The sequence below is a fragment of the Labrys wisconsinensis genome (assembly GCF_030814995.1).
Lineage (GTDB): Bacteria > Pseudomonadota > Alphaproteobacteria > Rhizobiales > Labraceae > Labrys > Labrys wisconsinensis.
This window is the reverse complement of the sequence record NZ_JAUSVX010000034.1, coordinates 16,082-41,727: the sequence shown is the minus strand read 5'-3', so window position 1 is coordinate 41,727 and position 25,646 is coordinate 16,082. Positions and strand designations below refer to the sequence as shown.

Below are 25,646 nucleotides of genomic sequence, written 5' to 3'. Positions count from 1 at the left end.
CTATACCGGCCTCGACGTCTGCACCCCCAAGACCGCCGACACCTGCATCGGCGGCGGCAGCTGACACTCGACACGCCGCGGCCGAAAACACAGGCTGCGGCGCCACCGACCTCCACGGCATCGCCGGGCGCCCTGCGTCCGGCGATTTCGTTTGGGAGGCGGATTCGCCGCGATATGGAACATTCCTGGCCCGACCGCGTTGCCTTCGGAATTGCGGCCGTGACCCGCCGGCGCGGGGAGCGTCTTTTGGTCGACAACAGGGCAGGGCCATGAAGACCACGATTACGCGCTTCTACGACCGATATGCCGGCGCCCAGCGTGCGCTCGAGGATCTCATCGAGAACGGCGTCCCGCGCGCAGACATCTCCATCGTCGCCAACACGGCGGACGACGACTATCTCGCCCATGCCGGCAACTCGCAGACGGCCGAGGGTGCCGGCACCGGCGCCGGCATCGGCGGCGTCCTGGGCGGCGGCGCCGGGCTGCTCGCCGGTCTCGGCATGATCGCCGTTCCCGGGCTCGGCCAGGTGGTGGCGGCCGGCTGGCTGGCCTCGCTGGCCGCCGGCTTCGTCGCCGGCGCCGCAGCCGGCGCGGCGGCGGGCGGCGTCATCGGCGCCCTGATGGAGTCCGGCCTCAGCGAGGAGCGCGCCACCGTCTATGTCGAGGGCGTCGGCAAGGGCGGGGCGCTCCTGACCGTGCGGGTCGACGAAGCCTTTGCCGACGAGGTCAAGACCACGCTCGACGCCCATGGGCCGGTGCGGCCCGGCCCCGATCCGGACGAGGCGGTGCCCCATGCCGACGCCCGCTCCGCGCCGCAGCCGCGCTCCGTGGAGGAGCTGCGCGATCGCATGAGCATCGACCAGCCGCCGCTCGTCTGAACGGGCGCGCCCGCGTTCCGCCGCTCAGGCGCTCGCCGCGTCCAGCGTTTCGACCGCGGCGCGGTCGAGGGTCAGCCGCGTCGCGGCCAGGAGATCGCCGAGCTGCTCCAGACTGGTGGCGCTGGCGATCGGCGCCACGAGGCCGGGACGGGCGATCAGCCAGGCGATGGCCACCTGCGCCGGGCTCGCGCCGAGCGCGGCCGACACCTCGTCGAGCGCCGCCAGGATGTTGAGGCCGCGCGGGTTGAGATAGTCCTTCATGCCGGCGCCGCGCGCGGCGCTCTTGCCGAAATCCGCCTCGGACCGGTATTTGCCGGAGAGGAAGCCCTTGGCCAGCGAGAAATAGCTGGTCACGCCGATCCCGTTGTCGCGGCAGAAGGTTTCGAGCGCCGCCTCGTAGCCGGCGCGGTCGTAGAGATTGTAGTGGGTCTGCAGGTTCTCGAAGCGCGGCCAGCCGTTCGCGGCGCTGATCGCCAGGGCGTGGCGCATGGTCTCGACGCTGTGGTTGGAATTGCCGATGAAGCGCACCTTGCCCGTCTTGACCAGGTCGGCATAGGCGGCGAGCGTCTCCTCGTACGGCGTCTCCGGGTCCTCCCAATGCGAGAGATAGAGGTCGATCACGTCTGTCTGCAGCCGCTTCAGCGACGCCTCCACCGCCTCGGCGATGTAGCGCCGCGACAGGCCCTTCTTGCCCGGGCCCATCTCCGAGCCGACCTTGGTGGTCAGGACGATGGCGTCGCGGTTGCCGCGCGCCTTCATCCATTTGCCGATGACGGCCTCGGATTCGCCGCCTGCATTGCCCGGCACCCAGGCCGAGTAGACGTCGGCCGTATCGATGAAGTTGAAGCCGGCCTCGACGAAGGCGTCGAGCACCCGGAACGAGGCCGCCTCGTCCGCGCTCCAGCCGAACACGTTGCCGCCGAGGCACAGGGGCGCGACCAGGAGGTCGGAGCGGCCGATACGACGCTTTTCCATCGTGATGTCCTTCGTTGTGGGGCTGCACGCCGCCGGGGACCCTGCTCTGCCCGCGGCGAGAGCGGGCGCGAGGCGTCGCCCGCCTTCATAGCCCGACAGGACAGGGCCGCGCCAGCAGCCCATCCGCCGCAGCCAGGTCCGGCGACATGAAGCGGTCGGTCTCGGTCGGCGGGACGTGGGCCCGCAGATGCGCCAGCGCCTGCGCCGTGCCCGCGCCCGGGCGGCGGCCGTCCATGAACTCGTAGGCCTGCCCCGCGGCGAGATACTCCACCGCCAGGATCTTCTGCACGTTGCCCGCCAGCCGCAGCGCCTTCAGCGCCGCCGGCGTTCCCAGGCTGAGATGGTCCTCCTGCAGGGCGGAGGTGACGTAATTGTCGACGCTGGCCGGGGTCGCCAGGATCTTGTTCTCCGAGGCGATCGACGCGGCGACATATTGCGCGATCATGAAGCCGGAATTGACGCCGCTGTGCTTGACCAGGAAGGCGGGCAGGCCGCTGACCAGCGGGTTGACCAGCCGGTCGAGGCGGCGCTCGGACACGCCGCCGAGCTCGGCCAGCGCGATCGCCAGGGCATCGAGCGCCAGCGCCACGGTCTCGCCGTGCGGATTGGCCTGGCTGACCAGGCGCGGCTCGCCGCCGTCCAGCAGCACCAGCGGATTGTCGGTAGCCGAGGCCAGCTCGCCGTCGACGCGCTGCTCGGTCGCGGCGATGGCGTCGCGGATGGCGCCGTGGATCTGTGGGATCGAGCGGATGGAGAGCGCGTCCTGGGTGCGGCGGCCGCGATTGGCCGCGACGATCTGCGAACCCGCGAGGGCGGCGCGCAGCCGCGCCCCGACATGCTGCACGCCGGGATGGCGCTTCCAGGCCAGCGCCGCCGCGTCGAAGGCGGCGATCTGGCCGCCCAGCACCTCGAAGCTCATCGCTGCGATCAGGTCGGCCCAGTCGGCGAGGCGCTCGGCCTCGGCGAGCACCAGGCAGGCGAGGCCGGCGAGGCAGGGCGTGCCGTTGACCAGCGACAGGCCTTCCTTGGCCCCGAGCGTCAGCGGCGCGATGCCGTGCGCGCCGAGCGCCTCGGCCGTCGGCTTCACCGCGCCGCCGTCGTGGACGAAGCCTTCGCCGATCAGCGCGAGGCCGACATGGGCGGTGTGGGAGATATAGCCGACGGACCCCTGGCTCGGAATGACCGGGGTGATCCCCTCCGCGAGCAGGCGGATGATCTGGTCGACCACGGCGGGCGAGATGCCGGAGGGGCCGTGGCAGAAATTGAGGATCTGGCCGGCCATGATGGCCCGCACCGTCCGCGGCGCGAAGGGCTCGCCCATGGCGCAGGCGTGGCTGCGGACCGTGTTGGTGGAGATGGTGACGATCTCCTCGCGCGACAGGATGACGTCGCTGAGCGCGCCGAGGCCGGTGGTGATGCCGTAGGCGCGCTCGCCGCGGGCGGCGATCGCCTCGACGGCGCGGCGATGCAGCCCGAGCCGTTCGCGCACGGCGGGGTGCAGCGTCACGGCGGCGCCGTCGGCGATGGCGACGACGTCGCGCCAGGGATGGGGGGCGAGGCCGATCTCGACGATTGGGGCAGGCACGGTGGAGCTCCGGAGGCGATTCGCCCGATCTTCGCCCGCGACCGTCGCGGCGCCCTGTCGCGAACCCGCCGTCTTGTGTCAGATGTGGTACATCAGGATCGGCGAGCCCTGCTGGGAGTTGCGCCGCATCTCCTCCACGGAGGTGTTGTCGAGGATGCGGGCCGAGACGTCGCGCACCTCCAGCATCAGCAGGCGGACGGCGCATCCCGCCACGTCCTTGCAGTCGTCGCAGGGCTGGTAGGCGGTGCGGCTGGCGCAGGCGATCGGCGCCAGCGGCCCGTCGAGCACGCGGATCGCGGAGCCGATGCTGATCTTGGAGGCCTCGCGGGCCAGCATATAGCCGCCGCCCTTGCCCTTCTTGCTGCGCACGATGCCGCCGACACGCAATTCGCCGAGGATGGCATCGAGGAATTTCTTGGGAATATTGTTGGCCTCGGCGATCTCGTGCGACTGCACGGTCTCCCCCTCCGGCAAGCCTGCGAGGTGGACCAGCGCCTTGAGGCCGTACTTGCCCTTGTTGGTCAGCATGGGTTCCGGCGATCTCCTGTCACCGGAAAATAGTTATAATCTATCGATTATGCAATTGCCGACGCCGTCTCGGCGAAGCTGGAGGGCTGGCGTTCCAGCATGTCGATCAGGGTGAAGTCGGAGAGGTCCGGGCGATTGCTGACATGGACGGGGACGCCGTGCCGGCGGGCGGCCCAGACCGCCCGCTCTGCCGCTCCCTCGTCCTCGGCGGCGACCAGCGCCGCGCTGGCGCCGGCGAGGTCGCGCTCGGCCACCGGGCGCTGGCGCAGGTCGACGCCGAAATGCTCGACATAGCGGCGGATGGCGCTGTCGACGCGGGGGGCGATCAGCACCACCTCGTCGCTGCGCACCGTGGCCAGCCTGAGGATGTCGAGCGTGTTCGCCGCGCCGCCGACCACGACGATGCGGTCGCGGCGGCGGGGAGGCGATGGGAAGCGGTGCGGCACGGCATGCAGGGCCACGGCATCTCCTCGCGGTCTCAGCGGCGTTTCGTGGATCGGACCAGGGGTCGGGCCCGCGAAACTCTGCTGGAACTTTGACAGTCTGCTCAGGCGGCAAAAGCGCAGCCAGGGAGAGTGCTGCATCCGCCATGCGAGCCGTGAGTGTGGCCCGGCGCCGCGCCGGGCGCGAGACGGGCAGCATTTTTTTGTTCTCCGGGACGGGAGAACAGGATTCTCCGCCGCGCCCGTGCCGGAAAAGTCGGCCGTCAGTCCTCGTCGTCCTGGCCCGCCGGCACGAGCCCGCGGCCTGCCGGCGGATGGTGCGGCGGCGGCTCCGGCGACAGGTCTTCGTAGAGGGCCTGCGCCTCGCTCGCCGGGCCGCGCCGGTCGCCGAGCTCACGCACGCGATAGACGCGCACCGTGCGCTCCAGCGCGATGGTGAGCACGTCGCCGGCCTTGACTGGCTTGGCCGGCTGGTCCGTCCGGACGCCGTTGACGCGGACATGGCCCTCGGCCACCAGCTTGGCCGCCAGCGTGCGGGTCCTAGTCACCCGGGCATGCCAGAGCCATTTGTCGAGGCGAAGACGCGGCGTCGCCTCGACCGGGGGCATGCGCTCAGGATTCCTTGCCCGACTTCTGCATCTGCTCCTTCAGGGCGAGCAGCTTGGCGAAGGGCGAGTTCGGATCGGGCTGGCGGTTCTCGCGCGAGGGGCGCGGCTCGGTCGACCAGTTACGCGGGGCGCGGTCCTGGTCGCGCTCGCGATCGCGACGCGGGCCGCGGTCGTCCCGGTTCCAGTCCGGGCGGCCACCCTGCTTGCCGTTGCGTGTCTCGGGGGGGCGCTTCTCCTCGCGCCCGGCTCCGCCGTCGCGCCGCTCGGCGCCCTGCCGATCGCGTTGACGGTCGAAGCGCCGCCCGCGCTCGTCGTCGCGGCGCTCCTCGGGCCGCGCCGCGATGTCGGAGGCAGCCGCGGCGGCGAGGCCCCGGCGCGCGCCGGCCGGGCGCTCCGCCTGGAGCCGATCGCCCGGGCCCCGCTCCGCCTGCTGACGTTCGCCTTGCCGCTCGCCTTGGGGCCGCTCGCCCTGGGGGCGTTCGCCTTGCGGCCGCTCGCCCTGCGGCCGCTCCCCTTGGAACCGTCCGTCGGGGCGCTGTCCTTGCGGTCGGTTGTGGAAGCGCTCGCGGCGCTCCCCGGCCGCGCCGCGGCCATGCTGCGGGCGCTGATGGCGATCGAAGCGCACCGGCCGCCAGATTTCAATCTCGACGTCCGGCACCGGCTCGGCCGGGCTCTCCAGCACGGGCTCGGCCGGTTCCTCCGGCGCCGCAACGGCCTCGGGCGCGACCGTGGCCTCGCTGGGGGTCTCGGCGGGCTCCGCCGCGGAAACGGCGACATTCGCGTCGGCAGCGGGCGCGGGCTCGGCCGGCTGCGCCTCGGCAACCGGCGCCGGTGCTTCAGGCTCGGCTTCGGCGACGGATTCCACCGCATCCGTGGCCGGAAGCTCTGCCGGTGCGGCCGGACTCTCGCCTTCTGCCTCGGCCGCGATCTCTGCCTCTACCTCGACAGCGGTCTCCGCCTCTGTCTCGACCGGAAGCTCGGCGGCTTCGGGCGCGGTCGCATCGGCGGGCGCCTCGGCCGTTTCGGCGCCTTCCGTCGCTTCCGCCGGCAGCGCATCCTCCTCGCCCGCGGCCGGCGCCTCGACCGGTGCCGCGGCCTCGGGTGCCGCCACCATCGGCGTCACCGGCACGGTCGGCGCCGGCAGGCGGATGGGCTGGGTGATCGCCTGGCCCTTGCGCTTTTCCGAGCGATAGCCGAGGCCGCGCAGGATCGAGGCGAAGTCCTCGCCCGAGCAGCCGACCAGCGAGGTCATCTGCACCGTGGCGACGAAGGCGTCACCGTCGGCGGTGCCCGCCGGCGGCTCGCCGACGGTGACGCCGGGGCGATAGGCGATCGCCGGCCGGATGATGTCGGCGAGGCGCTCCAGGATGTCGACGCGCACCGCGCGCTCGCCGCAGACGCGGTAGCCGATCAGGCGGTAGAGCGTCTTGTCGATCCCGTGGTCGGCCGGAATCGAGGTGCGGCCGGACGCGGCGAGATGCGGAATCTCGTCCAGGCCCTTCTGCTCCAGGCCGCCATGGTTGAGGGCCCAGAGCTGCACCGCCAGGGTGCGCGGCGCCGGCTTCATCAGGGCCGGCAGGTAGATGTGGTAGGCGCCAAAGCGCACGCCATGCTTGCGCAGCGAGGCACGCTGGTCCTGGTCGAGCTGCTTGAGGTCCTCGGCGACCCTCGAGCGGTCGAGCACGCCGAGCGCCTCGACCAGCTGGAAGGCGATGCCCTTGGCCAGGCCCTGCAGGTCCTCCGCCTTGTCGAGCAGCAGCAGCGGCCCGAGCAGGCGGGCCATGTGGTTGCCGATCCAGATCTCCAGGCGGGTCTGCACCGCATCGCGCGCCGGGCCGGTCAGCTGCTCGTCCGCGAGCAGGCGGATGCGGGGCGCGAGGGTCTTGTCGGAGCCCGCGAGCTTGGCCACCGGCTCGCCGACCCAGCGAATGGTGCCGTCGATGGCGAGGGCGAATTCGGTGTCCGGCGCCTGGGAGAACTTCTGCGACCGAGCCTCGATCTCGCCGGCCAGCGCCTTGGCGGCGGCGGCGCGCAAGGCGCGGCCGCTCTCGCCGTCGCCGGCGCTGGGGTCCGGGGCGAACTGGAAGCCCTGCAGCGTCCCGACATGCTGACCTTCGACAATCACATCGCCGGTCTTGGTGATTTCAGTCTCGAGCATGACATTTTCTCTAAGACGCCGCATCAGCACGCTGGTGCGACGGTCGACAAAGCGTTGGGCAAGCCGCTCATGCAGTGCGTCGGAGAGCTTGTCCTCGACGGCACGCGTCACGCCTTGCCAATGGGCAGGGTCCTTCAGCCAGTCCGGCCGGTTCGCCGCGAAGGTCCACGTCCGGATATGGGCGATGCGCGTCGACAGCGTGTCGATGTCACCGTCCGTCCGGTCCGAGAAGGCCACCTGCCGCGCGAACCAATCGTCGGGGACCTTACCGTCCCGCATCAAAAAACCATAGAGGCTCGTGACGAGATCGGCATGCGCGTGCGGAGAAATTTTCCGGTAATCCGGGACCTGCGCCATCTCCCACAACCGCTCGACCGCCGCCGCGCCGTGGGCCATGGCCCGGATCTTCTCGTCTCGCGCGGCGATCGACAGGGCACGGATGTCGTCGGCGTCGGGTGCGCGGGTGAGGCCGGCCTCGTCCGGGGCCCGCCCGAGGCTCTCCTGCAGCGAGGCCACGGTCGAGAAATCCAGCGAAGGGTTGCGCCATTGCAACACCTTGACGCTGTCGAAGCTGTGGCTCTCGATCGCCTCGACCAGGTCCTGCTCGAAGCCGTCGCAGCGCCCGGTGGTGCCGAAGGTGCCGTCGCGGACATGGCGGCCGGCCCGGCCGGCGATCTGGCCGAACTCGCCCGGGGTCAGGCGGCGGAACTGGTAGCCGTCGAACTTGCGGTCGCCGGCGAAGGCGACATGGTCGACGTCGAGGTTGAGGCCCATGCCGATGGCGTCGGTGGCCACCATGTAGTCGACGTCGCCGTTCTGGTACATCGCCACCTGGGCGTTGCGGGTGCGCGGGCTCAGCGCGCCCAGCACCACGGCCGCGCCGCCGCGCTGGCGACGGATCAGCTCGGCGATGGCGTAGACCTCCTCGGACGAGAAGGCGACGATGGCGGTGCGGCGCGGCAGGCGGGTGAGCTTCTTCTCCCCGGCGAACAGGAGGTTGGACAGGCGCGGCCGCGACACCACGTTGACGCCGGGGATCAGCTTCTCGACGATCGGCCGCATCGTCGCGGCGCCGAGCAGCAGCGTCTCCGCCGAGCCGCGCCGGTTGAGCAGCCGCTCGGTGAAGACGTGGCCACGCTCGAGGTCCGCGGCGATCTGGATCTCGTCGAGCGCCACGAACGGCAGATCGAGGTCGCGCGGCATGGCCTCCGCCGTCGCCACCCAGTAGCGGGCGTTGTCCGGCTTGATCTTCTCCTCGCCGGTGACCAGCGCCACCTTCTCCGCGCCGACCCGCTCGACGATCTTGTTGTAGACCTCGCGGGCGAGCAGGCGCAGCGGCAGGCCGATCAGGCCGGCGCCGTGGCCGAGCATGCGCTCGATGGCGAGATGGGTCTTGCCGGTGTTGGTCGGTCCGAGAACCGCCGTCACGCCGCGCGCGCGCATCGGCGGGGGAAGCACTGAAGGCATCATGAGGAGGAAACGGGCCTCGGTGGTTTCGGGCGGAGGCGGAGCGGGGAGGAACGGCGGGTCGTCCCTGTCCGAGACGCAATATGGGCTTTTTCCGCGCCCGCGTTAACCCCCCGAACGAGGCTGGAACGGAGCATGGCCGAATCGGCGCGCGATGCGGCTTCGCGCTTTGTCCCGAAGCGTTGATCGCATGCCGGCCTATGCGTGATCGATCGTAGATGTTGCGTTTATTAGCGCGATCGTGCATGAGTGCGCAGCAACTGCCACAGATCTGATCAGCATGCCCATATCTGCATCGCCCCCGCCGCAGTCGCCCGAGGAGAGGCAGGCCGCGATCCTCGCCCGGATCGAGCGCGAGGGACGCGTCTCGGCCACGGCGCTGGCGGCCGAGTTCGGCGTGTCCGAGGACAGCATCCGGCGCGACCTGCGCGATCTCGCCGAGGGCGGCCTGATCCAGCGCGTCCATGGCGGCGCCATCCGCCGCTCCACCCTGCCGGCCGCCTTCGGCGACCGGCTCGTCCGGCGGCCGGTGGAGAAGTCGGCGCTCGCGGCGGCGGCTCTCGGCCTGCTGCGGCCGGGCGCCACGGTGCTGCTGGACCAGAGCACCACCACGCTGGCGCTGGCGCATCTGCTCCCGGCCGGCGCGGACCTCACCGTCGTCACCGCCACGCCGGAGATCGCGCTTGCGGCGCTCGGCCGCGGCGTGACGGAGGTGATCATGCTCGGCGGCCGCCTCGATCCGGTCAGCCGTGCCGTCGCCGGCCCTGCCGTGCTGGCGGCGATCGGGCAGATCCACTACGACCTGTGCGTCCTCGGCGCCTGCGGCATCGACATCGCGCTCGGCATCACCGCGCAGGATCATGACGATGCCTGCCTGAAGCGAGCCATGGTCGCCGCCTCCGCCGCCGTGACGGCGCTGATCACCGCCGACAAGTTCGACACCGCCTCGCCCTTCCGCGTGGCGCCCCTCTCGCGCCTCGACCGCCTGGTCGCCGAAGCGCACACCCCGCCCGACACGCTGGCGCGCTATGCCGCGGCCGGTGTCGACCTCCTCCTCGCCTGAGTCAGTCCATGTCCTTCATGAACCATCCTTGGCGGCCGACCGCTGCCGCCTTCTTCGTCAACGGCGCGATCTTCGGCATCTGGGCGACGCAGATCCCGCTGGTCAAGCAGCGGCTCGGCCTCGATCCTGCCGTGCTCGGGCTGGCGCTGCTCACCCTCGGCGGCGGCGCCGTGCTGGCCATGGCCGGCAGCAGCTGGCTGATCCGTCGCTTCGGCAATGTCGGGCTGATCCGCGGCTGCGGCGCGGCCTTCTGCGTTCTGCTGCCGGTGACGGCGATGGCGCCGGCCCTGCCGTTGCTCATTGCCGTGCTCTTCGTCTTCGGCGCCAGCGGCGGCTGCATGGACGTGGCGATGAACGCCCATGCCGCGCAGATCGAGCGCGCCACCGGGCGGCCCCTGATGTCGTCCTTCCACGGCATGTGGAGCCTCGGCGGCCTCGCAGGGGCGGCAGCCGGCAGCCTGCTGCTCTTCGTCCTGCCCGGTCCGGCCCAGGCCGGCATGCTGGCGCTGCTGCTGGGCGCCCTGCTCGCCTGGGCGCTGCCGCACATCCCGGTCAGCGGCGGCGAGCGCGCGCCCAGTGGCCATGTGTCGCTGCGGCCCGAGGCGGCCGCCCTCGTCATCGGCCTCTTCATGGCCCTGGTCTTCGAGGCGGAGGGCACGGTGCTCGACTGGGGCTCGGTCTATCTCCGGTCCGAGCTCGGCGCCGCCACCGAGATGGCCGGCGCCGGCTACGCCGCCTTTTCCGCCACCATGGCCATCGGCCGCTTCTTCGGCGACAAGGTGCGCCAGGCATGGGGGGCGATGGCGATCATGCGCGGCGGCTCCGTGCTCGCGGCGGCCGGGCTGGCGTTCGGCCCGCTGACCGGCCATCCCTGGCTGGCCGTGCTCGGCTTCGCCCTGGCCGGCATCGGCATGTCCAACATCGTGCCGGTGCTGTTCAGCGCCGCCGGCAGGTCCCGCCATCCCGACGCCGCCATCGCCACCGCCTCGACGCTGGGCTATGGCGGCCTGCTGGCCGGCCCGCCGCTCCTGGGCTTCGTCGCCCATGCCACGACCTATGGCACGATCTTCGTGGTCGCCGCGGTGATGTCCCTGGTGATCGGCCTCGGCGCCAGCTCGGTGCGATGGGCGGAGAAGCGGTGAAGGCGCTCGGCCGCATCGGGAACGCTTGCGAGCGGCCTCACGGCAATGCCTCCGACAAAAGGCTTGCTGCCATCGAGAGGGCTACCGCCGACAGGATCAGGCCGGAGATGAAGTCGAACAGGCGCAGGCTCGCCCTGTGCCGCAGGACCGAGGCGATGAGGCGGCCGCCGAAGGCATAGGCGTAGCAGCACAGCGTCGCCATCAGGACCAGGGCCGCCACGAACTGGAGGCGGGCATCGGTGGCGTCGAAGGATTGCCCGAGCGTGGCTGGAATCAGCAGGAGCTCGATATAGGTCAGGGGGTTCATCCAGACCACGCGCAGCACGCGCAACAGGCAGGAGCGGCCGGTCTCCCCGTGTTCCTCCTGCTCCTCCATCCGTCCGGCCGCCGCCGCTGCCCGCAGGGACTGCAGGGCGAACCACGAGATGGCCGCCAGGCCGCACCAGGTGAGGATCGTGCGCAGGGAAGGAGCGATCCCGGCGATCGAGGCCGCCAGCAGATAGGAGGCGGCGATGAGGGCAACGTAGCTCGCCCAGACCAGGCTTGCGACGAACGTCATCCGCCCCCGGACGAGGCCTTCGCGCATCATCATCAGGTTGTTCGGCCCGACCGATGCCATCGAGGCCACGCCCAGGGCCAGCCCGGCCTGGAACCCGCTCACATCGCCGTCGAAGATCATGGCTGCGGCTCCTGCGCCGAGGAAGTGGGGCCAGCCAGGTCGGCGGCGGTCACGAGGGGGCCATAGGCCGACTGGACGACCGGGCGCGGCGGCAGGCCCCGGCCGACATGGAGCCATGTCACGCGCTGCGGCCTGCGCATGATGCCGAGGTCGGCGAGCCTCGCATCGTCGAGCTCGTCGAGCCCGCGGCGCGTCTCTTCCAGCATCCGCCTCTTTCGCCGTTCGGCGGCCCAGCGCGCCAGGGATCGGATGACGGAGGTCAGAACGGGGAACGATGCACGGCTCGCGGAAGCCGGAACCATGCCGGCCCTGACGGGTGCCTCCCCGGCGCCTGGGCGGAAAGCATCGCGGCGGCGGGGCGCTGCGTCCGGTGAGCGGCATGTATTTTCGCTGAAATCCGGCTGACCCGCGGGACCGCAGACGCCGCCGGCATCGCGTCGCGCGGGCTCGACGGCCGCCTCCCGCCGGATCGGGACAGTGGCGCGGGCCGCGCGCGCCCCGCCTGTGCCGGGCGGGGTCACCGGCTTGCCTCGTCCAGGCCGGCTCTGCCCGGCACGAGCCCGATCCGGCCGGCCGGGATGCAGGCGTAGCGTCTGATGCTCCAGCCCTGGTAGAGCCGGGCCGCTTCGGCGATTTTCTCCTGAGCCTTGAGGACGCACATCATCGGCGTCACCTCTGCCAGGAGCTTGATGTCCTCGTTCACGCATTGTGGCGCCTGAATGCCTGCCAGCGTCGTGCAGAAGGTGATGATCAGGTGCATCGCATCGTCCCCGTCGCGTGGTCGTCTCGCAGGGGGCCTTGAGGGCACCCTCATCACCTGCGCCGGCGTTGATCGGGACATTGAGGGCGTCGTCCGGCCCGGCCGACGCATCGAGGCTGCGCCCGGCGCAAGACCAGCCCGCAAGCCGTCCGCGCCCATGGCGAACGTCATCGCGCCGTCTTCTCGATCTCCAACGATTGCCGCTCTTTACGAATGCATCACGGCCGCACCGACGCGACAGCGCCGAACAGCGCACGGGGACGCTTTCGATGGCTCAGGTGTGACGTATATTACCGAAGGGAATGTTGAGCGTCTTCACACTCTGCGCAGCCAGACTTCCAATATTGCGCAAGGGTACGATATCGGCAGACGAAACTAAGTCCCGGACGTTTTCCGACTATCCGCAGGGTCGATTCTCCGATCGTCCGTGGATCGGGCGCGCGTCCTGCGAAATTCGCCCGGCGCGACGCCGTATTCCTGCACGAAGCGCCGGTAGAAGGTGGCGAGAGTGTTGAAGCCGCAGGCCAACGCAATGTCGAGCGTCGAGCGATCCGGAAGCCGCAGCAGCATGTCCTTGGCCCGCGCCAGCCTGGTGGCCTGGATCAGCGCCGCGACCCCCTGTCCGGTCGGCTCGAACGCCAGGTTCAGCGATCGCAGCGACAGGCCGAGATGGTCGGCGATCATCTGCGGATCGAGGCGCGGATTGTCCGAGCGAGCGGCGATGAACTGTCGGGCTTGCTGTCGGCGCGCTTCGATCAGCGGCGGTTGCAGGGCCTGGTGATCCGACAGATGCAGGCCGTGCGCAATCAAGGTCAGCCGGGTCAGGGTATCCAGCGCCGCCGCGGCGGCGGCCGGCGTCGGATCGCGCATCGACGCGCATGCCATGAAACAGGCGGCGAGCAGCCCATGGAGCTGGTCGCGTGGCTGCAGCAGGATCGGCTTCAACGGGGACGTGCTGCCGATCAGCGGTTGAAAGCGGTCCCGAGGGATATAGGCACAGGTCGCGCAGGCGGACTTGGTGAAGGTCACGCTTTGCGGGGCGTCGAGATCGGCCAGCAGAAGATCTCCCGGAGCGGTCTTCAGAAATGGAGCGTGATACTCAAACGTCTGATCGTAGGAGCCCCGGTGCAGCAGGGCGAGAAGCAATATCCCGCTCGATTGTCTGGAGATCTCCTTTGAGGTTCTCTTGAGATGCAGTGAGCTGGCGTCGAACCGGGTCATGAGAGCATCTCCCAGCATCTTCCCAGCAAACCGTACCCGAAAGCCGCTGTCCTCGAAGCGGGATTCGGTGATGTTGATCAAAGGCATCGGCGACACCTGCATGGCATCCTGCAAGTAAGTCGCGCGTTCCTTTTCCGGGACGAAATGCGTATCGATGGCCAGATGCGCCATTTCTGCTCCCCAGCTTCGGTCGCGTCCCCGGTGTTGGCGTCACGGGATGATGGCGAGCCGGCGGCCTGCCCGCCCGCGCCGATCCACGATTTTCCAAGGCTAGGCACTACAACCGAGCGATCTTATCCGCTGGATACGTGGGTAACAAGAGAATGGGAGAGGCGGGTGCAAATGGACTGCGGTCTTATGCCGTAAGGTATGGATCATGGTTTCTCGCAATCCGAAAAGATTTTCTGCGAAAAATCGGCGGATCTCGAAGCGCCCTCCCTCTGGGGGCGATCGCCGCGCGCCAGCTGGCCGCCATGGCTTCGATCTGCTTCGGGCTTTCGATCGCGACAGGTCGCTCCATGTCTTCGGAGATCCTGCGGTCTGGACCGCGTGGGGACCTCCTTGCCTTCCCCGATGATTCCAGGGTTCCTTCGTTCGTCGAATGGGGCCTATTCCTCAGTCCATGATCACCGCGCTCGCCATTTCCGGCTACCGCTCCCTGCGCGACATCCGGCTCGGCCTCGGCCGGCTCAACGTCGTCACCGGCGCGAACGGCAGCGGCAAGTCGAGCCTCTACCGGGCGCTGCGGCTGCTCGCCGACGTGGCGCAGGGCCGCGTCATCCATTCGCTGGCGGTCGAAGGCGGGCTTCCTTCCGTGCTATGGGCCGGGCCGGAAGCCTTCTCGCGGGCGATGAAGCGGGGCGAGCAGGCCGTGCAGGGCACCGTCCGCAAGGGGCCGGTCAGCCTGAAGCTCGGATTCGGCAGCACCGAATACGGCTATGCCATCGACCTCGGCCTGCCGGTTCCGTCGCACTCGGCCTTCGGCCGCGACCCTGAGATCAAGGCCGAGAGCCTCTGGCTCGGCGGGCGCGCAGGGCGGACCAACGTCCTGGCGGTCCGCAACGGCCCTTCCGTGCGTCTGCGCGCCGACACCGGGGAATGGCGCCAGGCCTTCCAGCACCTGGCCCCGTTCGACAGCATGATGACCCATTGCAGCGATCCGCGCGAAGGGCTGGATCTGCTGGTGCTGCGCGAGGAGATGCGCAACTGGCGCTTCTACGACCATCTGCGCACCGATCGGGAGGCGCCGGCCCGCTACCCGCAGGTCGGGACGCGCGCGCCGGTGCTCGCCGCCGACGGCGCGGACGTGGCCGCGGCCGTGCAGACCATCCACGAGATCGGCGGCGGCGAGCTCGACGAGGCGGTGGCCGACGCCTTCCCGGGTGCCGCCTTGTCCGTGGCGGACCGGGACGGCACGTTCGCGCTGGAGATGCACCAGCCCGGCTTGCTGCGGCCGCTGAGGGCGGCCGAGCTCTCGGACGGGACGCTGCGCTATATTCTGCTCGCGGCGGCGCTGCTCTCGCCGCGCCCGCCGGCCCTGATGGTCCTCAACGAGCCGGAGACCAGCCTGCATGCCGACCTCGTGGCGCCGCTGGCGCGCCTGATCGCCAGGGCCTCCGGTCGCACGCAGGTCGTGGTGGTGTCCCATGCCGAGGCGCTCGTCGCCGCGCTCGGTCGCGAAGCGGACTGCCGGCGGATCGTCCTGGAGAAGCGGCTGGGTGAGACGGTCGCCGACGACGAGGACGACCGGCCCGCCTGGGTCTGGCCGTCGCGGTAGCGGCCCCGGTTCAGGCCGACAGGAACTGCCGGGCCAGGGCGGCGACCGCCTCGACATGGGCGATGCTCGCCTGGCGGGCGCCGTCGACGTCGTGCCGCGCGATCGCCGCGGCGATGCGGCGCATCTCGGCAATGGCGGCCTTGTCCCGGCCGGGCGTCGAGATCGTCATCGCCCGCAGATGATTGATGCGGGCGTTGAGCGACTGCACCACGCTCCAGGCGACGCTCTTGCCGGCGATGCCGAACAGCACCTCGTAGCAGTCGGTCGTCGCCTTGATGACGCCGCGCGAATCGCCGGCGGCGAAGGCGGCCTCGATCGTGTCGATCGCGGCGGAGAAGCGCGCGATGTCCGCGGCCGTGGCGCGCTCGGCGCAGGCACCCGCCGCCTGTGCCTCCAGCAGGGCGCGGATCTCGTAGACCTGCGCGGCGCTGGCGGGATCGGGCCGGGTCACCGCCGGACCCTGGTTCTGGATGGTCTCGACCAGCCCCTCCGCCTCGAGATGCCGCAGCACCTCGCGCACCACCGTGCGGCTGACGCCGAGCCGCTCGCACAGCGTGCGCTCGACCAGCCGCTCCCCGGGCTGGAAGCGGAAATCCAGGATCGCGTCGCGCAGCTTCTCCAGCGCCAGCTCCCGCAGCGTCTTGGCGCTGCGGTCGACCTTCAGTCCCAGGTTCCCGTCGTCCACGAGCGCCCCCGTCCCTATGCGTCCTGCCGGCCGGGAGTTCCGAGCCCCGCCCGCATGGCGGGTTCGGAGCTCCCGGCCGGTTCAGAGTTCCAGCGGGACATCCCGCCGATTGATTGAGCCGAGATCGCGTGCCGGCGCAAGCGGTGCATTGACTCGATAATAATATGGTATACCATAATCTCATCATTGCCAATCCACACCGATCCCCGGGGGCCTCATGGCTGTCGAGCCGCGCAAGATCGTCACCTGGCGCGAGGTGACGCTGGTCGAGGGAGGTCGTTCGGCGCCGCGGCCGCTGGAGCTCATCGGAGCGGCGGCGGTGGTCCGCAATCCCTGGGCCGGGCGCGGCTTCATCGAGGACCTGAAGCCGGAGATCCACGCGGTGGCGCCGGTGCTCGGCGAGCTGCTCACGGCGCAGATCCTGCGCCTCACCGGCGGCGGCGAGGCGGTGGAAGGCTATGGCAAGGCGGCGGTTGTCGGCACCGCGGGCGAGGTCGAGCACGCCTCGGCGCTGATCCACACGCTGCGCTTCGGCAACCACTACCGCAGGGCGGTCGGCGCCAAGAGCTATCTCAGCTTCACCAACACCCGCGGCGGCCCGAACTGCCCGATCGTCATCCCGCTGATGCACAAGGCGGACGAGGGCATGCGCTCCCACTACCTCACCATCCAGTTCTCCATTCTCGACGCTCCGGCGCCTGATGAGATCGTGGTGGCGCTGGGCGCCTCGATCGGCGGGCGGCCGCATCATCGCATCGGCGACCGCTACAAGGACCTCGAGGAGCTGGGCGGCACCGATGTCTGACGGCAGCACGATCCGTTTCCGCGACCGCACGGGCGGGCAAGCCACGACCCGCTATCTCAGGCGCGGCGCCGGGCCGGCCGTCGTGCTGGTGCACGGCGTCGGCATGCAGGCCTCGGTCTGGGAGGCGCAGATCGCCGCGCTGGCCCGGCACTATGACGTCGTGGCCCTCGACATGCTCGGCCATGGCGGCTCCAGCCTGCCGCCGGCCGATGCGGGCCTGGCCGACTATGCCGACCAGGTCCTGGCGCTGATGGACGGCCTTGGTTTGCGCAAGGCCCATCTGGTCGGCCATTCCATGGGCGCGCTGGTCGCCCTGGAATTCGCGCTGTCGCATCCCTCCCGCCTCGCCAGCGTCATCGCCGTGAATGCCGTGTTCTGCCGCAGCGAGGCCCAGAGGCGGTCGATCGAGGAGCGCCTCGCGGCCCTGGAGGGCGAGGCCGGCCTGCCGTCCTGGGCCGGCACCATCGCCCGCTGGTTCGGCGAGCCGGTGCCGCCCGAATGGAGCGCGGCGGCGGCCACGGTCCGCGCCCTCCTCGATGGCGTCGACCCCGTCGGCTATGAGCGGACCTATCGCCTCTTCGCCACCGCCGACGCGGCGCATCGCGACCGCCTGGCCGGCCTTGCCGCGCCGGCGCTCTTCATGACAGGCGCCGGCGATCCCAATTCCAGCCCCGCCATGTCGGAGGCGATGGCGCGCCTGGCGCCGCACGGCCGGGCCGAGATCGTGCCGCACGAGCGGCATATGATGACCCTCACCGCGCCGGGCGAGATCAACCGCCGGCTGCTCGCCTTCCTCGGCGAGGCCGGCGCGAAGGGACAGGCGAAGGACGGCATCGAGACGGCGCCGGCCGCCGGGTTCGACCGCCTGGCCTTCCGCAAGGCGCTCGGCACCTTCCTCACCGGCGTCACCGTGGTCGCGACGCTGCAGGAGGACGGCGAGCCGCGCGGCTTCACCGCCAACTCCTTCACGTCGGTGTCGCTCGACCCGCCGCTGGTGCTGATCTGCATCGCCAAGACCGCCTCGAGCTATCCCGTGTTCTCGGCGGCCGGCCATTTCGCCGTCAGCATCCTGGCGGAGACCCAGGCCGATGTCTCCAGCCTGTTCGCCACCCGCAATGCCGACAAGTTCGCGCGGGCGGCCTGGCGCAAGGGCATCACCGGCAGCCCGATCCTCGCCGATGTCGCCGCCTGGTTCGACTGCCGCCGCCACGACGTGGTCGAGGCCGGCGACCACATCATCCTGATCGGCGAGGTCCTCGGCTTCGACCAGGCGCCGGCCAATCCCCTCGGCTATTGCCGCGGCGCCCATGTCACCTTCGGCCTCGCTCTCGACAAGGTCGCGGCCAGCGGCGGGCGCACCCGGGTCGGCGCCATCCTGGAGCACGACAGTGCGATCCTGTTCGTCGCCGACGATGCCGGCCGCCTCGACCTGCCGTCGGGCGCGGCGCTCGGCAGCGGCACCGACCCGGCCAGCCTCACCGGCCGCATGCGCACCCTCGGCATCAAGGCCGAGCTCGGCTTCCTCTTCGCCGTGTTCGAGGACCCGCAGGCCGGACCCGGCGCCATGTCGATCGTCTATCGCGGCACGCTGCTGGAGCCGCCGGTCGAGGCCGGCGCCGTGCGCCTGATCGGCTTCGACGCCATCCCCTGGGAGCGGCTGCGCGACGAGGCGACGCGCTCGATGCTGCGCCGCTATGTCCGTGAGCGCCGCGAGGACGTCTTCGGCGTCTATGTCGGCGACGCCGAGCGCGGCACCGTGCAGACATTGGCGCGCTCGGCCTGAGACCCGGAGGCATCCATGAAGTTCTCGCTCTTCGTCCACATGGAGCGCAACGATCCGGCCAAGCCGCATCGCACGCTGTTCGAGGAGGTGGAGGAGCTGGTGCTGACGGCCGAGGCCGCCGGCTTCGAGACCGCCTGGATCGGCGAGCACCACGCGATGGAATTCACCATCGCGCCCAATCCCTTCGTGCAGCTCGCCTATCTCGCGGCGAAGACCCACACGATCCGGCTCGGCACCGGCAATGTGATCGCCCCGTTCTGGCACCCGATCCGGCTCGCCGGCGAAGCGGCGCTGGCGGACGTCGCCTGCAACGGCCGGCTCGACCTCGGCGTGGCGCGCGGCGCCTACTCCTTCGAATATGAGCGCCTGATGCCCGGCCTCGATGCCTGGGGCGCCGGCCAACGCATGCGCGAATTGGTGCCGGCGGTGAAGCGGCTCTGGCAGGGCGACTATGCCCATCAGGGCGAGTTCTGGTCCTTCCCCTCCAGCACGGCCTCGCCCAAGCCGGTGCAGGCCGAGCTGCCGGTCTGGATCGCCGCCCGCGATCCCTCAAGCCACGATTTCGCGGTCGCCAGCGGCTGCAACGTCCAGGTGACGCCGCTCGCCTCCGGCGACGGCGAGGTCGCCAGCCTGATGGAGCGCTTCAACGCCGCCGTCGCCAACCATCCCGAGGTGCCGCGCCCGCGCATCATGCTGCTGCAGCACACCTTCGTCGCCGACTCCCCGGCCGAGACCGAGGTCCTGTCGAAGCAGCTCAGCGCCTTCTACTGCCTGTTCGGCGCCTGGTTCCAGAACAAGCGGCCGATCCGCCAGGGCTTCATGGACCCGCTGAGCGAAGCGGAGATGGCGGCCATGCCGCAATATTCGCCGGAGGCGGTGCGCCGGAACCTGGTCATCGGCGAGCCGGACGAGGTGATCGCCCGCCTGAGGGGCTACGAGGCGCTCGGCTACGACCAGTTCTCGATCTGGATCGACAGCGGCCTGCCGCACGCCGCCAAGAAGAAGTCGCTCGACCTCTTCATCCGCCATGTCCTGCCGGCCTTCGCCTGAGGGAGGGCGCCCATGAGCCTCACCCGCTTCCAGCTCTATATCGACGGTGCCTTCGTCGACGCGGAGAACACGTTCGAAAGCCTCGATCCCGCCACCGGCAGGGCCTGGGCGCTGATGCCCGCGGCCGGCGAGGCGGAGGTGAACCGCGCCGTCGAGGCGGCCGACCGCGCCTTCCATGATCCCGCCTGGGCCGGCCTCACCGCCACCCAGCGCGGCCGGCTGCTGATGAAGCTCGGCGATCTCGTTGCCGAGCATGCCGTGCGCCTTGCCGAGCTTGAGACGCGCGACACCGGCAAGATCATCCGCGAGACCAAGGCCCAGATCGGCTATGTCGCGGATTATTATCGCTATTTCGGCGGCCTCGCCGACAAGGTCCAGGGCGCGCATCTGCCGATCGACAAGCCGGACATGGAGGTGTTCACGCGGCGCGAGCCGATCGGCGTGGTCGCCGCCATCGTGCCGTGGAACTCGCAGCTCTTCCTCTCCGCCGTGAAGCTCGGCCCGGCGCTCGCCGCTGGCTGCACCGTCGTGCTGAAGGCCTCCGAGGACGGCCCGGCGCCGCTCCTGGAGTTCGCCCGGCTGGTCGACGAAGCCGGCTTTCCCAAGGGCGTCGTCAACATCCTCACCGGCTTCGGCGAGCCGGCCGGGCGGGCCCTGACCAGCCATCCCCTGGTCTCGCGCGTCGCCTTCACCGGCGGTCCGGCGACGGCCAGGCACGTCGTGCGCAACACCGCCGAAAACCTCGCCCACACGACGCTGGAGCTCGGCGGCAAGTCGCCGGTCCTGGTCTTCGCCGACGCCGACCTCGACAGCGTCTCCAACGCGATCATCGCCGGCATCTTCGCCGCCACCGGCCAGAGCTGCGTCGCCGGCTCGCGCCTCTATGTCGAGCGCTCCGCCCATGACCGGCTGGTCGAGATCCTCAAGGCCAAGGCGGCGAAGATCCGCATCGGCGATCCCCAGGACCCTGCGACCGAGATGGGGCCGCTGGCGACGCTGCGCCAGCGCGAGCATATCGAGGCGGTCCTGGCGCGCAGCCTCGCGGCGGGCGCGCGCATCGCCTGCGGCGGCGGCCGCCCCGCCGGCCTGCCGGAGGGCTGGTTCTTCGAGCCGACCATCGTCACGGCCGCGGACAACGCCGTGCCCTGCGTCGCCGAGGAGCTGTTCGGCCCGGTCTTGAGCGTCGTCCCCTTCGACACCGAGGAGGAGGCCGTCGCCAAGGCCAACGACACCCGCTTCGGCCTGGCCTCCGGCGTGTTCACGGCCAGCCTCACCCGCGCCCACCGCCTGATCCGCCGCCTCAGGGCCGGCATCGTCTGGGTCAACACCTATCGGGCGGTATCGCCGATCGTGCCGTTCGGCGGCTACGGCCAGTCGGGCCTCGGCCGCGAGGGCGGCGCCGAGTCGATTCTCGACTACACCAGGACCAAATCGGTCTGGATCCGCACCTCCGACGATCCGATCCCCGATCCCTTCGTGATGCGCTGAGGACGGGGGCGATGATCTACGAGATGCGCACCTATCGCCTCAGGACCGGCACCGTCCCGGCCTATCTGAAGCTGGTCGAGGAGGAAGGCATTGCCCTCCAGAAGGGCCATCTCGGCCGCCTCGTCGGCTATTTCGTCTCCGAGATCGGCCCGCTGAACGAGATCGTCCATGTCTGGGCCTACGAGGACCTTGGCGATCGCGAGGCAAGGCGGGCGGCGCTGGCCGCCGACCCGCGCTGGCAGGTGTTCCTGCCCAAGATCCAGGCCCTGATCGAGGTCATGGACAACAAGATCCTGAAGCCGACCGCCTTCTCGCCGCTGACCTGACGGCTGCGGGCGGAACCATCCGAGCCAGAGCAACGAAAATCGAGCCATGAAGGGGACCACGACATGAAAGCAGCCAGGATCGTCGCAGCCGGCCTCGCCGCGCTCACCATCGCCCTCGCCGGCAGCGGCGCCCGCGCCCAGAGCATGGTGTTCACCAGCTGGGGCGGCACCACCCAGGACGCGCAGAAGAAGGCCTGGGCCGAGCCCTTCACCGCCGCGAGCGGCATTGCCGTCAAGCAGGACGGCCCGACCGACTACGGCAAGCTGAAGGCCATGGTCGAGAGCGGCAATGTCGACTGGGACGTGGTCGACGTCGAGGGCGACTTCGCCGTGGCCGCGGCCAAGGCCGGGCTCCTGGAGCCGCTCGACTTCTCGGTGATCAAGAAGGACGACCTCGACCCGCGCTTCGTCTCCGACCATTTCGTCGGCAGCTTCTATTATTCCTTCGTGCTCGGCTACAACAAGAGCGCCTTCGGCGGCAAGGAGCCGTCGCGCTGGGCCGACCTGTTCGACACCAAGGCCTTCCCGGGCAAGCGCACCTTCTACAAGTGGTCCGCCCCCGGCGTCCTGGAGATCGCCCTCCTCGCCGACGGCGTCGCCCCCGACAAGCTCTACCCGCTCGATCTCGACCGTGCCTTCAAGAAGCTCGACACCATCAAGTCGGACATCGTCTGGTGGGGCGGCGGCGCCCAGTCCCAGCAGCTCCTGGCCTCGGGCGAGGCGCCGATCGGCATGTTCTGGAACGGGCGCATCTTCGCCATCCAGGCGGACAACCCGGATGTCGGCCTGTCCTGGGACCAGAACCTCACCGCCGCCGACGTGCTCGTCGTGCCGAAGGGCGCCAAGAACAAGGACGCGGCGATGAAGTTCCTCGCCGAGGCCTCGAGCGCCAAGGCTCAGGCCGACATGGCCAAGGAGACCAACTACGCGCCGACTAACCTCAAGTCGAAGGACCTGCTCGACCCCGGCATCGCCTCCTTCCTGCCCGACCAGTTCAAGGCGACCCAGATCAATCTCGACATGGGCTACTGGGCCGAGCACCGCGACGAGATCGGCAAGCGCTGGTACGACTGGCAGGCGAAGTGAGGGGAGACGAGGGGCTCGATCGACTTTATGAAGACGTGAAGACGATCGTCGTCCCAGGTGCGCGGGAACTCAGGCCGTCATGGCCGGGCTTGACCCGGCCATCCACGCGAACGCGACATAGGCTTGTGTTCGCTGCGACATCGGCGGTGTTTGACGCGACTCCGGAATGTGTCCGCGTGGATGGCCGGGTCAAGCCCGGCCATGACGGCAGGGGACAGCGCCACGAGATGCATATGCCGTTCGCCGGATACGCCCTTACCTGCAACAAACGAGGTGCGTCGGTCCTGATGCATTCCCTCCTTGAGTGTTCCACAATCGCGGCACCACCCCACGCCCCATGACCACCGCCCCAGCCCTCCAAGTCCAACCAGCCGTCCCGCTCCGCCGGTCCTTTGCCGGCTTCGGACCGACCGTGCCGGCGCTCGCCCTGGTGCTGCTGTTCTTCGTCGTGCCCGTGCTCGCCCTCCTCTTGCGCAGCGTGCTGGAGCCGCAGCCCGGCCTGCAGAATTATGCGGAGGTGTTCGGCTCCACCACCTATCTGAAGGTCTTCACCAACACCTTCCTGGTCGCCGGGCTGGTGACGCTGGTGACCCTGCTGCTCGCCTTCCCCGTCGCCTGGCTGCTCGCCATCGCCCCGCGGCCCTGGTCGACCCTCCTGTTCGGCATCATCATCCTGTCGATGTGGACGAACCTGCTCGCCCGCACCTATGCCTGGATGGTGCTGCTGCAGCGCACCGGCATCATCAACCGGGCGCTGATGCAGCTCGGGCTGATCGCCGAGCCGCTGGCGCTGATCAACAACCTCGTCGGCGTCACCATCGGCATGACCTACATCATGCTGCCTTTCATGATCCTGCCGCTGCACGCCACCATCCGCACGCTCGACCCCGCCGTGTTCCAGGCCGCTTCGCTGTGCGGGGCGAGCCGTCTGCAGGCGTTCACGCGCGTGTTTCTGCCGCTGGTCGCCTCGGGCGTCGCCGCCGGCGTGCTGATGGTCTTCGTCATGTCGCTCGGCTATTTCGTCACGCCGGCCCTGCTCGGCGGCACGTCCAACATGATGCTGGCCGAGCTGATCGCCCAGCTCGTGCAGTCGCTCCTGAACTGGGGCCTGGCCGGCGCGGCGGCGGTGGTGCTGCTCGCCGTGACGCTCGCCATCTATGCCGTGCAGATCCGGTTCTTCGGCTTCGGCACGCCGGCGAGGTGAGGCGATGCTGCTCGACTTCTCCCGCCTCGGCGCCCTGCGTTACGTCCTCGCTGCCATCGGCGGCCTCGTCGGCGTCTTCCTCCTGCTGCCGATCGCCCTGATCGTGGCGCTGTCCTTCGGCTCCTCGCAATGGCTGCAGTTCCCGCCGCCGGCCTGGACGCTGAAATGGTATCGCCAGCTCCTGGCCGATCCCGACTGGCTCGCCGCCTTCCTCACCAGCCTGAAGATCGCCCTGACCGTGACGGTGCTCGCGACCGGCCTCGGCCTGATGGCCTCCTTCGGCCTGACGCGCGGGCGCTTTCCCGGCCGGGAATTCCTGCGCGCCCTGTTCCTGACGCCGATGGTGCTGCCGGTGGTGGTGCTGGCGGTGGCGCTCTACGCCCTCTTCCTGCGGCTCCACCTCAACGGCAGCTTCGCCGGCTTCGTCATCGCCCATCTGGTGGTGGCGCTGCCCTTTGCCATCATCTCCATCTGCAATGCGCTGGAGCGCTTCGACAAGACCATCGAGGATGCGGCGGTGCTGTGCGGGGCCAGCCCGCTCGAGGCCAAGCTGCGCGTCACCATCCCCGCCATCCGGCTCGGCCTGTTCGGCGCGGCAATCTTCTCCTTCCTCGCCTCCTGGGACGAGGTGGTGATCGCCATCTTCATGGCCAGCCCCGACCTGCAGACGCTGCCCGTCCGCATCTTCTCGACACTGCGCCAGGACCTGTCGCCGGTCATCGCCGCGGTCTCCGCGCTGCTGGTCGGCTTCACCATGATCCTGATGCTCGCCGCCGCCTTCCTGCGAAGGGACAAGCCATGACGACACCCTTCCTCTCCATCCGGGGCATCGCCAAGCGCTACGGCACGGTCACGGCGGTGGAGGACGTCTCGCTCGACATCGCCAAGGGCGAGTTCGTCACCTTCCTCGGTCCGTCCGGCTCGGGCAAGAGCACGACGCTCTACGTCATCGCCGGCTTTCAGGACCCCTCCGCCGGCGACGTGCTGCTCGAGGGCGCCTCCCTGCTCGCCGTGCCTTCCAACAAGCGCAATATCGGCATGGTGTTCCAGCGCTACACCCTGTTCCCGCACCTTTCCGTCGCCGGCAACGTCGCCTTCCCCCTCTCGGTGCGCCGCCGCCCGAAGGCGGAGATCGACGGCAAGGTCGCGGCCATGCTGAAGCTGGTGCGGCTCGATCGCTACGCCGACCGCATGCCGGGCGAGCTCTCCGGCGGCCAGCAGCAGCGCGTCGCCCTCGCCCGCGCGCTCGCCTACGACCCGCCGCTCCTCCTCATGGACGAGCCGCTCTCGGCCCTCGACAAGAAGCTGCGCGAGGAGATCCAGTTCGAGATCAAGCGCATCCACAACGAGACCGGCGTCACCATCCTCTATGTCACCCACGACCAGGAGGAGGCGCTGCGCCTGTCCGACCGGGTGGCGCTGTTCAACCAGGGCCGGATCGAGCAGATCGGCTCGGGCCGCGACCTCTACGAGACGCCGGCCACCCATTTCGTCGCCGGCTTCATCGGCAATTCCAACTTCCTGCCGGGCAAGGTCACGCGGGTGGCCGGCGACCGCGTCGAGGCGGCGCTGCCGGACGGGACCCTGGTGCCGGACCTGCCGGCCCGGGGCCTCGGCGTCGGCGACGCCGTCTCGATCATGGTGCGGCCCGACCGGCTCACCCTGGCGCGGGCCGGCGAGGCTTCGCCGGCGGCCACGGTGGCGGCGACGGTGGTCGACACCACCTTTCTCGGCGACGTCGTCCACGTGCTGACGCGCACCGCCTGGGGCGAGGACGTGTCGCTGCGCCTGCCCTGCGGCGACTTCGCCGGCGGCCTGCCGCGGGCGAGCGAGCCGGTGCGGCTCGGCTGGCCGGCGCTGGCGGCGCGGCTCTACGCCCGGGGGTAGCGGCGCGGTTGCGCGGACCGGCGGCGCGCCGCTACCATCGAGCGACCG

At 70.2% G+C, this 25,646-nt stretch carries 24 protein-coding genes; 13 read left to right on the top strand and 11 right to left on the bottom strand.

Going from position 1 to position 25,646, the window contains the following annotated elements; genetic code table 11:
• Positions 1 to 269: 269 nt before the first annotated feature.
• Complete coding sequence (locus tag QO011_RS41855) at positions 270 to 878, top strand: hypothetical protein (protein ID WP_307286534.1); 609 nt, start codon at positions 270 to 272, stop codon at positions 876 to 878.
• Positions 879 to 902: 24 nt separating this feature from the next.
• On the opposite strand, the gene QO011_RS41850 is transcribed toward QO011_RS41855, so the two are convergent.
• From QO011_RS41850 to QO011_RS41825, 6 genes are all read right to left on the bottom strand, one after another.
• Positions 903 to 1,853 (bottom strand): aldo/keto reductase, encoded by a 951-nt coding sequence (locus QO011_RS41850; RefSeq protein ID WP_307286532.1) that lies wholly within the window; start codon positions 1,851 to 1,853, stop codon positions 903 to 905.
• Positions 1,854 to 1,938: 85 nt separating this feature from the next.
• A complete protein-coding gene (locus tag QO011_RS41845) occupies positions 1,939 to 3,438 on the bottom strand; it encodes an HAL/PAL/TAL family ammonia-lyase (protein WP_307286530.1) in 1,500 nt (499 codons plus the stop codon).
• Between the two features lie 78 nt (positions 3,439 to 3,516).
• Complete coding sequence (locus QO011_RS41840; RefSeq protein WP_307286527.1) at positions 3,517 to 3,966, bottom strand: RrF2 family transcriptional regulator; 450 nt, start codon at positions 3,964 to 3,966, stop codon at positions 3,517 to 3,519.
• A 47-nt stretch (positions 3,967 to 4,013) separates the two neighbouring features.
• Entirely contained in the window at positions 4,014 to 4,427 is a 414-nt protein-coding gene (locus QO011_RS41835; RefSeq protein ID WP_307286524.1) for an NAD(P)-dependent oxidoreductase, read from the bottom strand.
• Positions 4,428 to 4,672: 245 nt separating this feature from the next.
• Positions 4,673 to 5,017: an RNA-binding S4 domain-containing protein gene (locus QO011_RS41830; protein WP_307286522.1), complete on the bottom strand. Its 345-nt coding sequence runs from the start codon at positions 5,015 to 5,017 to the stop codon at positions 4,673 to 4,675.
• Between the two features lie 4 nt (positions 5,018 to 5,021).
• Positions 5,022 to 8,642, bottom strand: a complete 3,621-nt coding sequence (locus tag QO011_RS41825) for a helicase-related protein (protein WP_370882083.1) — start codon at positions 8,640 to 8,642, stop codon at positions 5,022 to 5,024.
• A gap of 280 nt (positions 8,643 to 8,922) precedes the next feature.
• On the opposite strand from QO011_RS41825, the gene QO011_RS41820 reads away from it, so the two are divergent.
• Positions 8,923 to 9,705 carry a DeoR/GlpR family DNA-binding transcription regulator gene (locus QO011_RS41820; RefSeq protein WP_307286519.1) on the top strand — a complete coding sequence of 261 codons (783 nt, stop codon included), beginning with the start codon at positions 8,923 to 8,925 and terminating at the stop codon, positions 9,703 to 9,705.
• Positions 9,706 to 9,713: 8 nt separating this feature from the next.
• Positions 9,714 to 10,847, top strand: a complete 1,134-nt coding sequence (locus QO011_RS41815) for an MFS transporter (protein WP_307286516.1) — start codon at positions 9,714 to 9,716, stop codon at positions 10,845 to 10,847.
• A 37-nt stretch (positions 10,848 to 10,884) separates the two neighbouring features.
• Here the strand turns inward: QO011_RS41815 and QO011_RS41810 are convergent, their stop codons facing one another.
• The 4 genes from QO011_RS41810 to QO011_RS41795 all read right to left on the bottom strand — a co-directional run bounded on the left by QO011_RS41810 (position 10,885) and on the right by QO011_RS41795 (position 13,678).
• Entirely contained in the window at positions 10,885 to 11,526 is a 642-nt protein-coding gene (locus QO011_RS41810; protein ID WP_307286514.1) for a LysE/ArgO family amino acid transporter, read from the bottom strand.
• Positions 11,523 to 11,732, bottom strand: coding sequence for a hypothetical protein (locus tag QO011_RS41805; protein ID WP_307286511.1), 210 nt, complete (start codon positions 11,730 to 11,732; stop codon positions 11,523 to 11,525). Before QO011_RS41805 ends, QO011_RS41810 begins: the two co-directional genes overlap by 4 nt.
• Positions 11,733 to 12,043: 311 nt before the next feature.
• Entirely contained in the window at positions 12,044 to 12,286 is a 243-nt protein-coding gene (locus tag QO011_RS41800; RefSeq protein ID WP_307286509.1) for a hypothetical protein, read from the bottom strand.
• A 375-nt stretch (positions 12,287 to 12,661) separates the two neighbouring features.
• Positions 12,662 to 13,678: an AraC family transcriptional regulator gene (locus tag QO011_RS41795; protein WP_307286507.1), complete on the bottom strand. Its 1,017-nt coding sequence runs from the start codon at positions 13,676 to 13,678 to the stop codon at positions 12,662 to 12,664.
• Between the two features lie 451 nt (positions 13,679 to 14,129).
• Between QO011_RS41795 and QO011_RS41790 the strand changes: the two genes are divergently transcribed.
• Positions 14,130 to 15,284 (top strand): AAA family ATPase, encoded by a 1,155-nt coding sequence (locus QO011_RS41790; RefSeq protein ID WP_307286504.1) that lies wholly within the window; start codon positions 14,130 to 14,132, stop codon positions 15,282 to 15,284.
• Positions 15,285 to 15,294: 10 nt separating this feature from the next.
• Here QO011_RS41790 and QO011_RS41785 read toward each other — a convergent pair whose 3' ends face one another.
• Positions 15,295 to 15,969, bottom strand: a complete 675-nt coding sequence (locus tag QO011_RS41785; protein ID WP_307286502.1) for a GntR family transcriptional regulator — start codon at positions 15,967 to 15,969, stop codon at positions 15,295 to 15,297.
• A gap of 217 nt (positions 15,970 to 16,186) precedes the next feature.
• Between QO011_RS41785 and QO011_RS41780 the strand changes: the two genes are divergently transcribed.
• The 9 genes from QO011_RS41780 to QO011_RS41740 all read left to right on the top strand — a co-directional run bounded on the left by QO011_RS41780 (position 16,187) and on the right by QO011_RS41740 (position 25,598).
• Positions 16,187 to 16,774, top strand: coding sequence for an amino acid synthesis family protein (locus QO011_RS41780; RefSeq protein ID WP_307286500.1), 588 nt, complete (start codon positions 16,187 to 16,189; stop codon positions 16,772 to 16,774).
• Complete coding sequence (locus tag QO011_RS41775) at positions 16,767 to 18,557, top strand: alpha/beta fold hydrolase (protein WP_307286495.1); 1,791 nt, start codon at positions 16,767 to 16,769, stop codon at positions 18,555 to 18,557. Before QO011_RS41780 ends, QO011_RS41775 begins: the two co-directional genes overlap by 8 nt.
• Before the next feature lie 15 nt (positions 18,558 to 18,572).
• Positions 18,573 to 19,607: an LLM class flavin-dependent oxidoreductase gene (locus tag QO011_RS41770; RefSeq protein ID WP_307286493.1), complete on the top strand. Its 1,035-nt coding sequence runs from the start codon at positions 18,573 to 18,575 to the stop codon at positions 19,605 to 19,607.
• 12 nt (positions 19,608 to 19,619) lie between these two features.
• Positions 19,620 to 21,095, top strand: a complete 1,476-nt coding sequence (locus QO011_RS41765; protein WP_307286490.1) for an aldehyde dehydrogenase — start codon at positions 19,620 to 19,622, stop codon at positions 21,093 to 21,095.
• A gap of 11 nt (positions 21,096 to 21,106) precedes the next feature.
• Entirely contained in the window at positions 21,107 to 21,421 is a 315-nt protein-coding gene (locus QO011_RS41760) for an NIPSNAP family protein (protein WP_307286488.1), read from the top strand.
• Between the two features lie 63 nt (positions 21,422 to 21,484).
• Positions 21,485 to 22,507, top strand: a complete 1,023-nt coding sequence (locus QO011_RS41755) for an ABC transporter substrate-binding protein (protein ID WP_307286485.1) — start codon at positions 21,485 to 21,487, stop codon at positions 22,505 to 22,507.
• A 337-nt stretch (positions 22,508 to 22,844) separates the two neighbouring features.
• Positions 22,845 to 23,711, top strand: a complete 867-nt coding sequence (locus QO011_RS41750) for an ABC transporter permease (RefSeq protein WP_307286482.1) — start codon at positions 22,845 to 22,847, stop codon at positions 23,709 to 23,711.
• Between the two features lie 4 nt (positions 23,712 to 23,715).
• Entirely contained in the window at positions 23,716 to 24,513 is a 798-nt protein-coding gene (locus tag QO011_RS41745) for an ABC transporter permease (RefSeq protein ID WP_307286479.1), read from the top strand.
• Positions 24,510 to 25,598, top strand: a complete 1,089-nt coding sequence (locus tag QO011_RS41740; protein ID WP_307286476.1) for an ABC transporter ATP-binding protein — start codon at positions 24,510 to 24,512, stop codon at positions 25,596 to 25,598. Before QO011_RS41745 ends, QO011_RS41740 begins: the two co-directional genes overlap by 4 nt.
• The last annotated feature ends 48 nt before the right edge of the window (positions 25,599 to 25,646 follow it).

Bases quoted from the DNA above. Each gene is read 5' to 3' on its own strand.
- QO011_RS41855 (WP_307286534.1), top strand. From the start codon at position 270: ATGAAGACCACGATTACGCGCTTCTACGACCGATATGCCGGCGCCCAG.
- QO011_RS41850 (WP_307286532.1), bottom strand. From the start codon at position 1,853: ATGGAAAAGCGTCGTATCGGCCGCTCCGACCTCCTGGTCGCGCCCCTG.
- QO011_RS41840 (WP_307286527.1), bottom strand. From the start codon at position 3,966: ATGCTGACCAACAAGGGCAAGTACGGCCTCAAGGCGCTGGTCCACCTC.
- QO011_RS41830 (WP_307286522.1), bottom strand. From the start codon at position 5,017: ATGCCCCCGGTCGAGGCGACGCCGCGTCTTCGCCTCGACAAATGGCTC.
- QO011_RS41825 (WP_370882083.1), bottom strand. From the start codon at position 8,642: ATGCCTTCAGTGCTTCCCCCGCCGATGCGCGCGCGCGGCGTGACGGCG.
- QO011_RS41820 (WP_307286519.1), top strand. From the start codon at position 8,923: ATGCCCATATCTGCATCGCCCCCGCCGCAGTCGCCCGAGGAGAGGCAG.
- QO011_RS41815 (WP_307286516.1), top strand. From the start codon at position 9,714: ATGTCCTTCATGAACCATCCTTGGCGGCCGACCGCTGCCGCCTTCTTC.
- QO011_RS41810 (WP_307286514.1), bottom strand. From the start codon at position 11,526: ATGATCTTCGACGGCGATGTGAGCGGGTTCCAGGCCGGGCTGGCCCTG.
- QO011_RS41805 (WP_307286511.1), bottom strand. From the start codon at position 11,732: ATGCTGGAAGAGACGCGCCGCGGGCTCGACGAGCTCGACGATGCGAGG.
- QO011_RS41800 (WP_307286509.1), bottom strand. From the start codon at position 12,286: ATGCACCTGATCATCACCTTCTGCACGACGCTGGCAGGCATTCAGGCG.
- QO011_RS41795 (WP_307286507.1), bottom strand. From the start codon at position 13,678: ATGGCGCATCTGGCCATCGATACGCATTTCGTCCCGGAAAAGGAACGC.
- QO011_RS41790 (WP_307286504.1), top strand. From the start codon at position 14,130: ATGATCACCGCGCTCGCCATTTCCGGCTACCGCTCCCTGCGCGACATC.
- QO011_RS41780 (WP_307286500.1), top strand. From the start codon at position 16,187: ATGGCTGTCGAGCCGCGCAAGATCGTCACCTGGCGCGAGGTGACGCTG.
- QO011_RS41775 (WP_307286495.1), top strand. From the start codon at position 16,767: ATGTCTGACGGCAGCACGATCCGTTTCCGCGACCGCACGGGCGGGCAA.
- QO011_RS41770 (WP_307286493.1), top strand. From the start codon at position 18,573: ATGAAGTTCTCGCTCTTCGTCCACATGGAGCGCAACGATCCGGCCAAG.
- QO011_RS41765 (WP_307286490.1), top strand. From the start codon at position 19,620: ATGAGCCTCACCCGCTTCCAGCTCTATATCGACGGTGCCTTCGTCGAC.
- QO011_RS41760 (WP_307286488.1), top strand. From the start codon at position 21,107: ATGATCTACGAGATGCGCACCTATCGCCTCAGGACCGGCACCGTCCCG.
- QO011_RS41755 (WP_307286485.1), top strand. From the start codon at position 21,485: ATGAAAGCAGCCAGGATCGTCGCAGCCGGCCTCGCCGCGCTCACCATC.
- QO011_RS41750 (WP_307286482.1), top strand. From the start codon at position 22,845: ATGACCACCGCCCCAGCCCTCCAAGTCCAACCAGCCGTCCCGCTCCGC.
- QO011_RS41745 (WP_307286479.1), top strand. From the start codon at position 23,716: ATGCTGCTCGACTTCTCCCGCCTCGGCGCCCTGCGTTACGTCCTCGCT.
- QO011_RS41740 (WP_307286476.1), top strand. From the start codon at position 24,510: ATGACGACACCCTTCCTCTCCATCCGGGGCATCGCCAAGCGCTACGGC.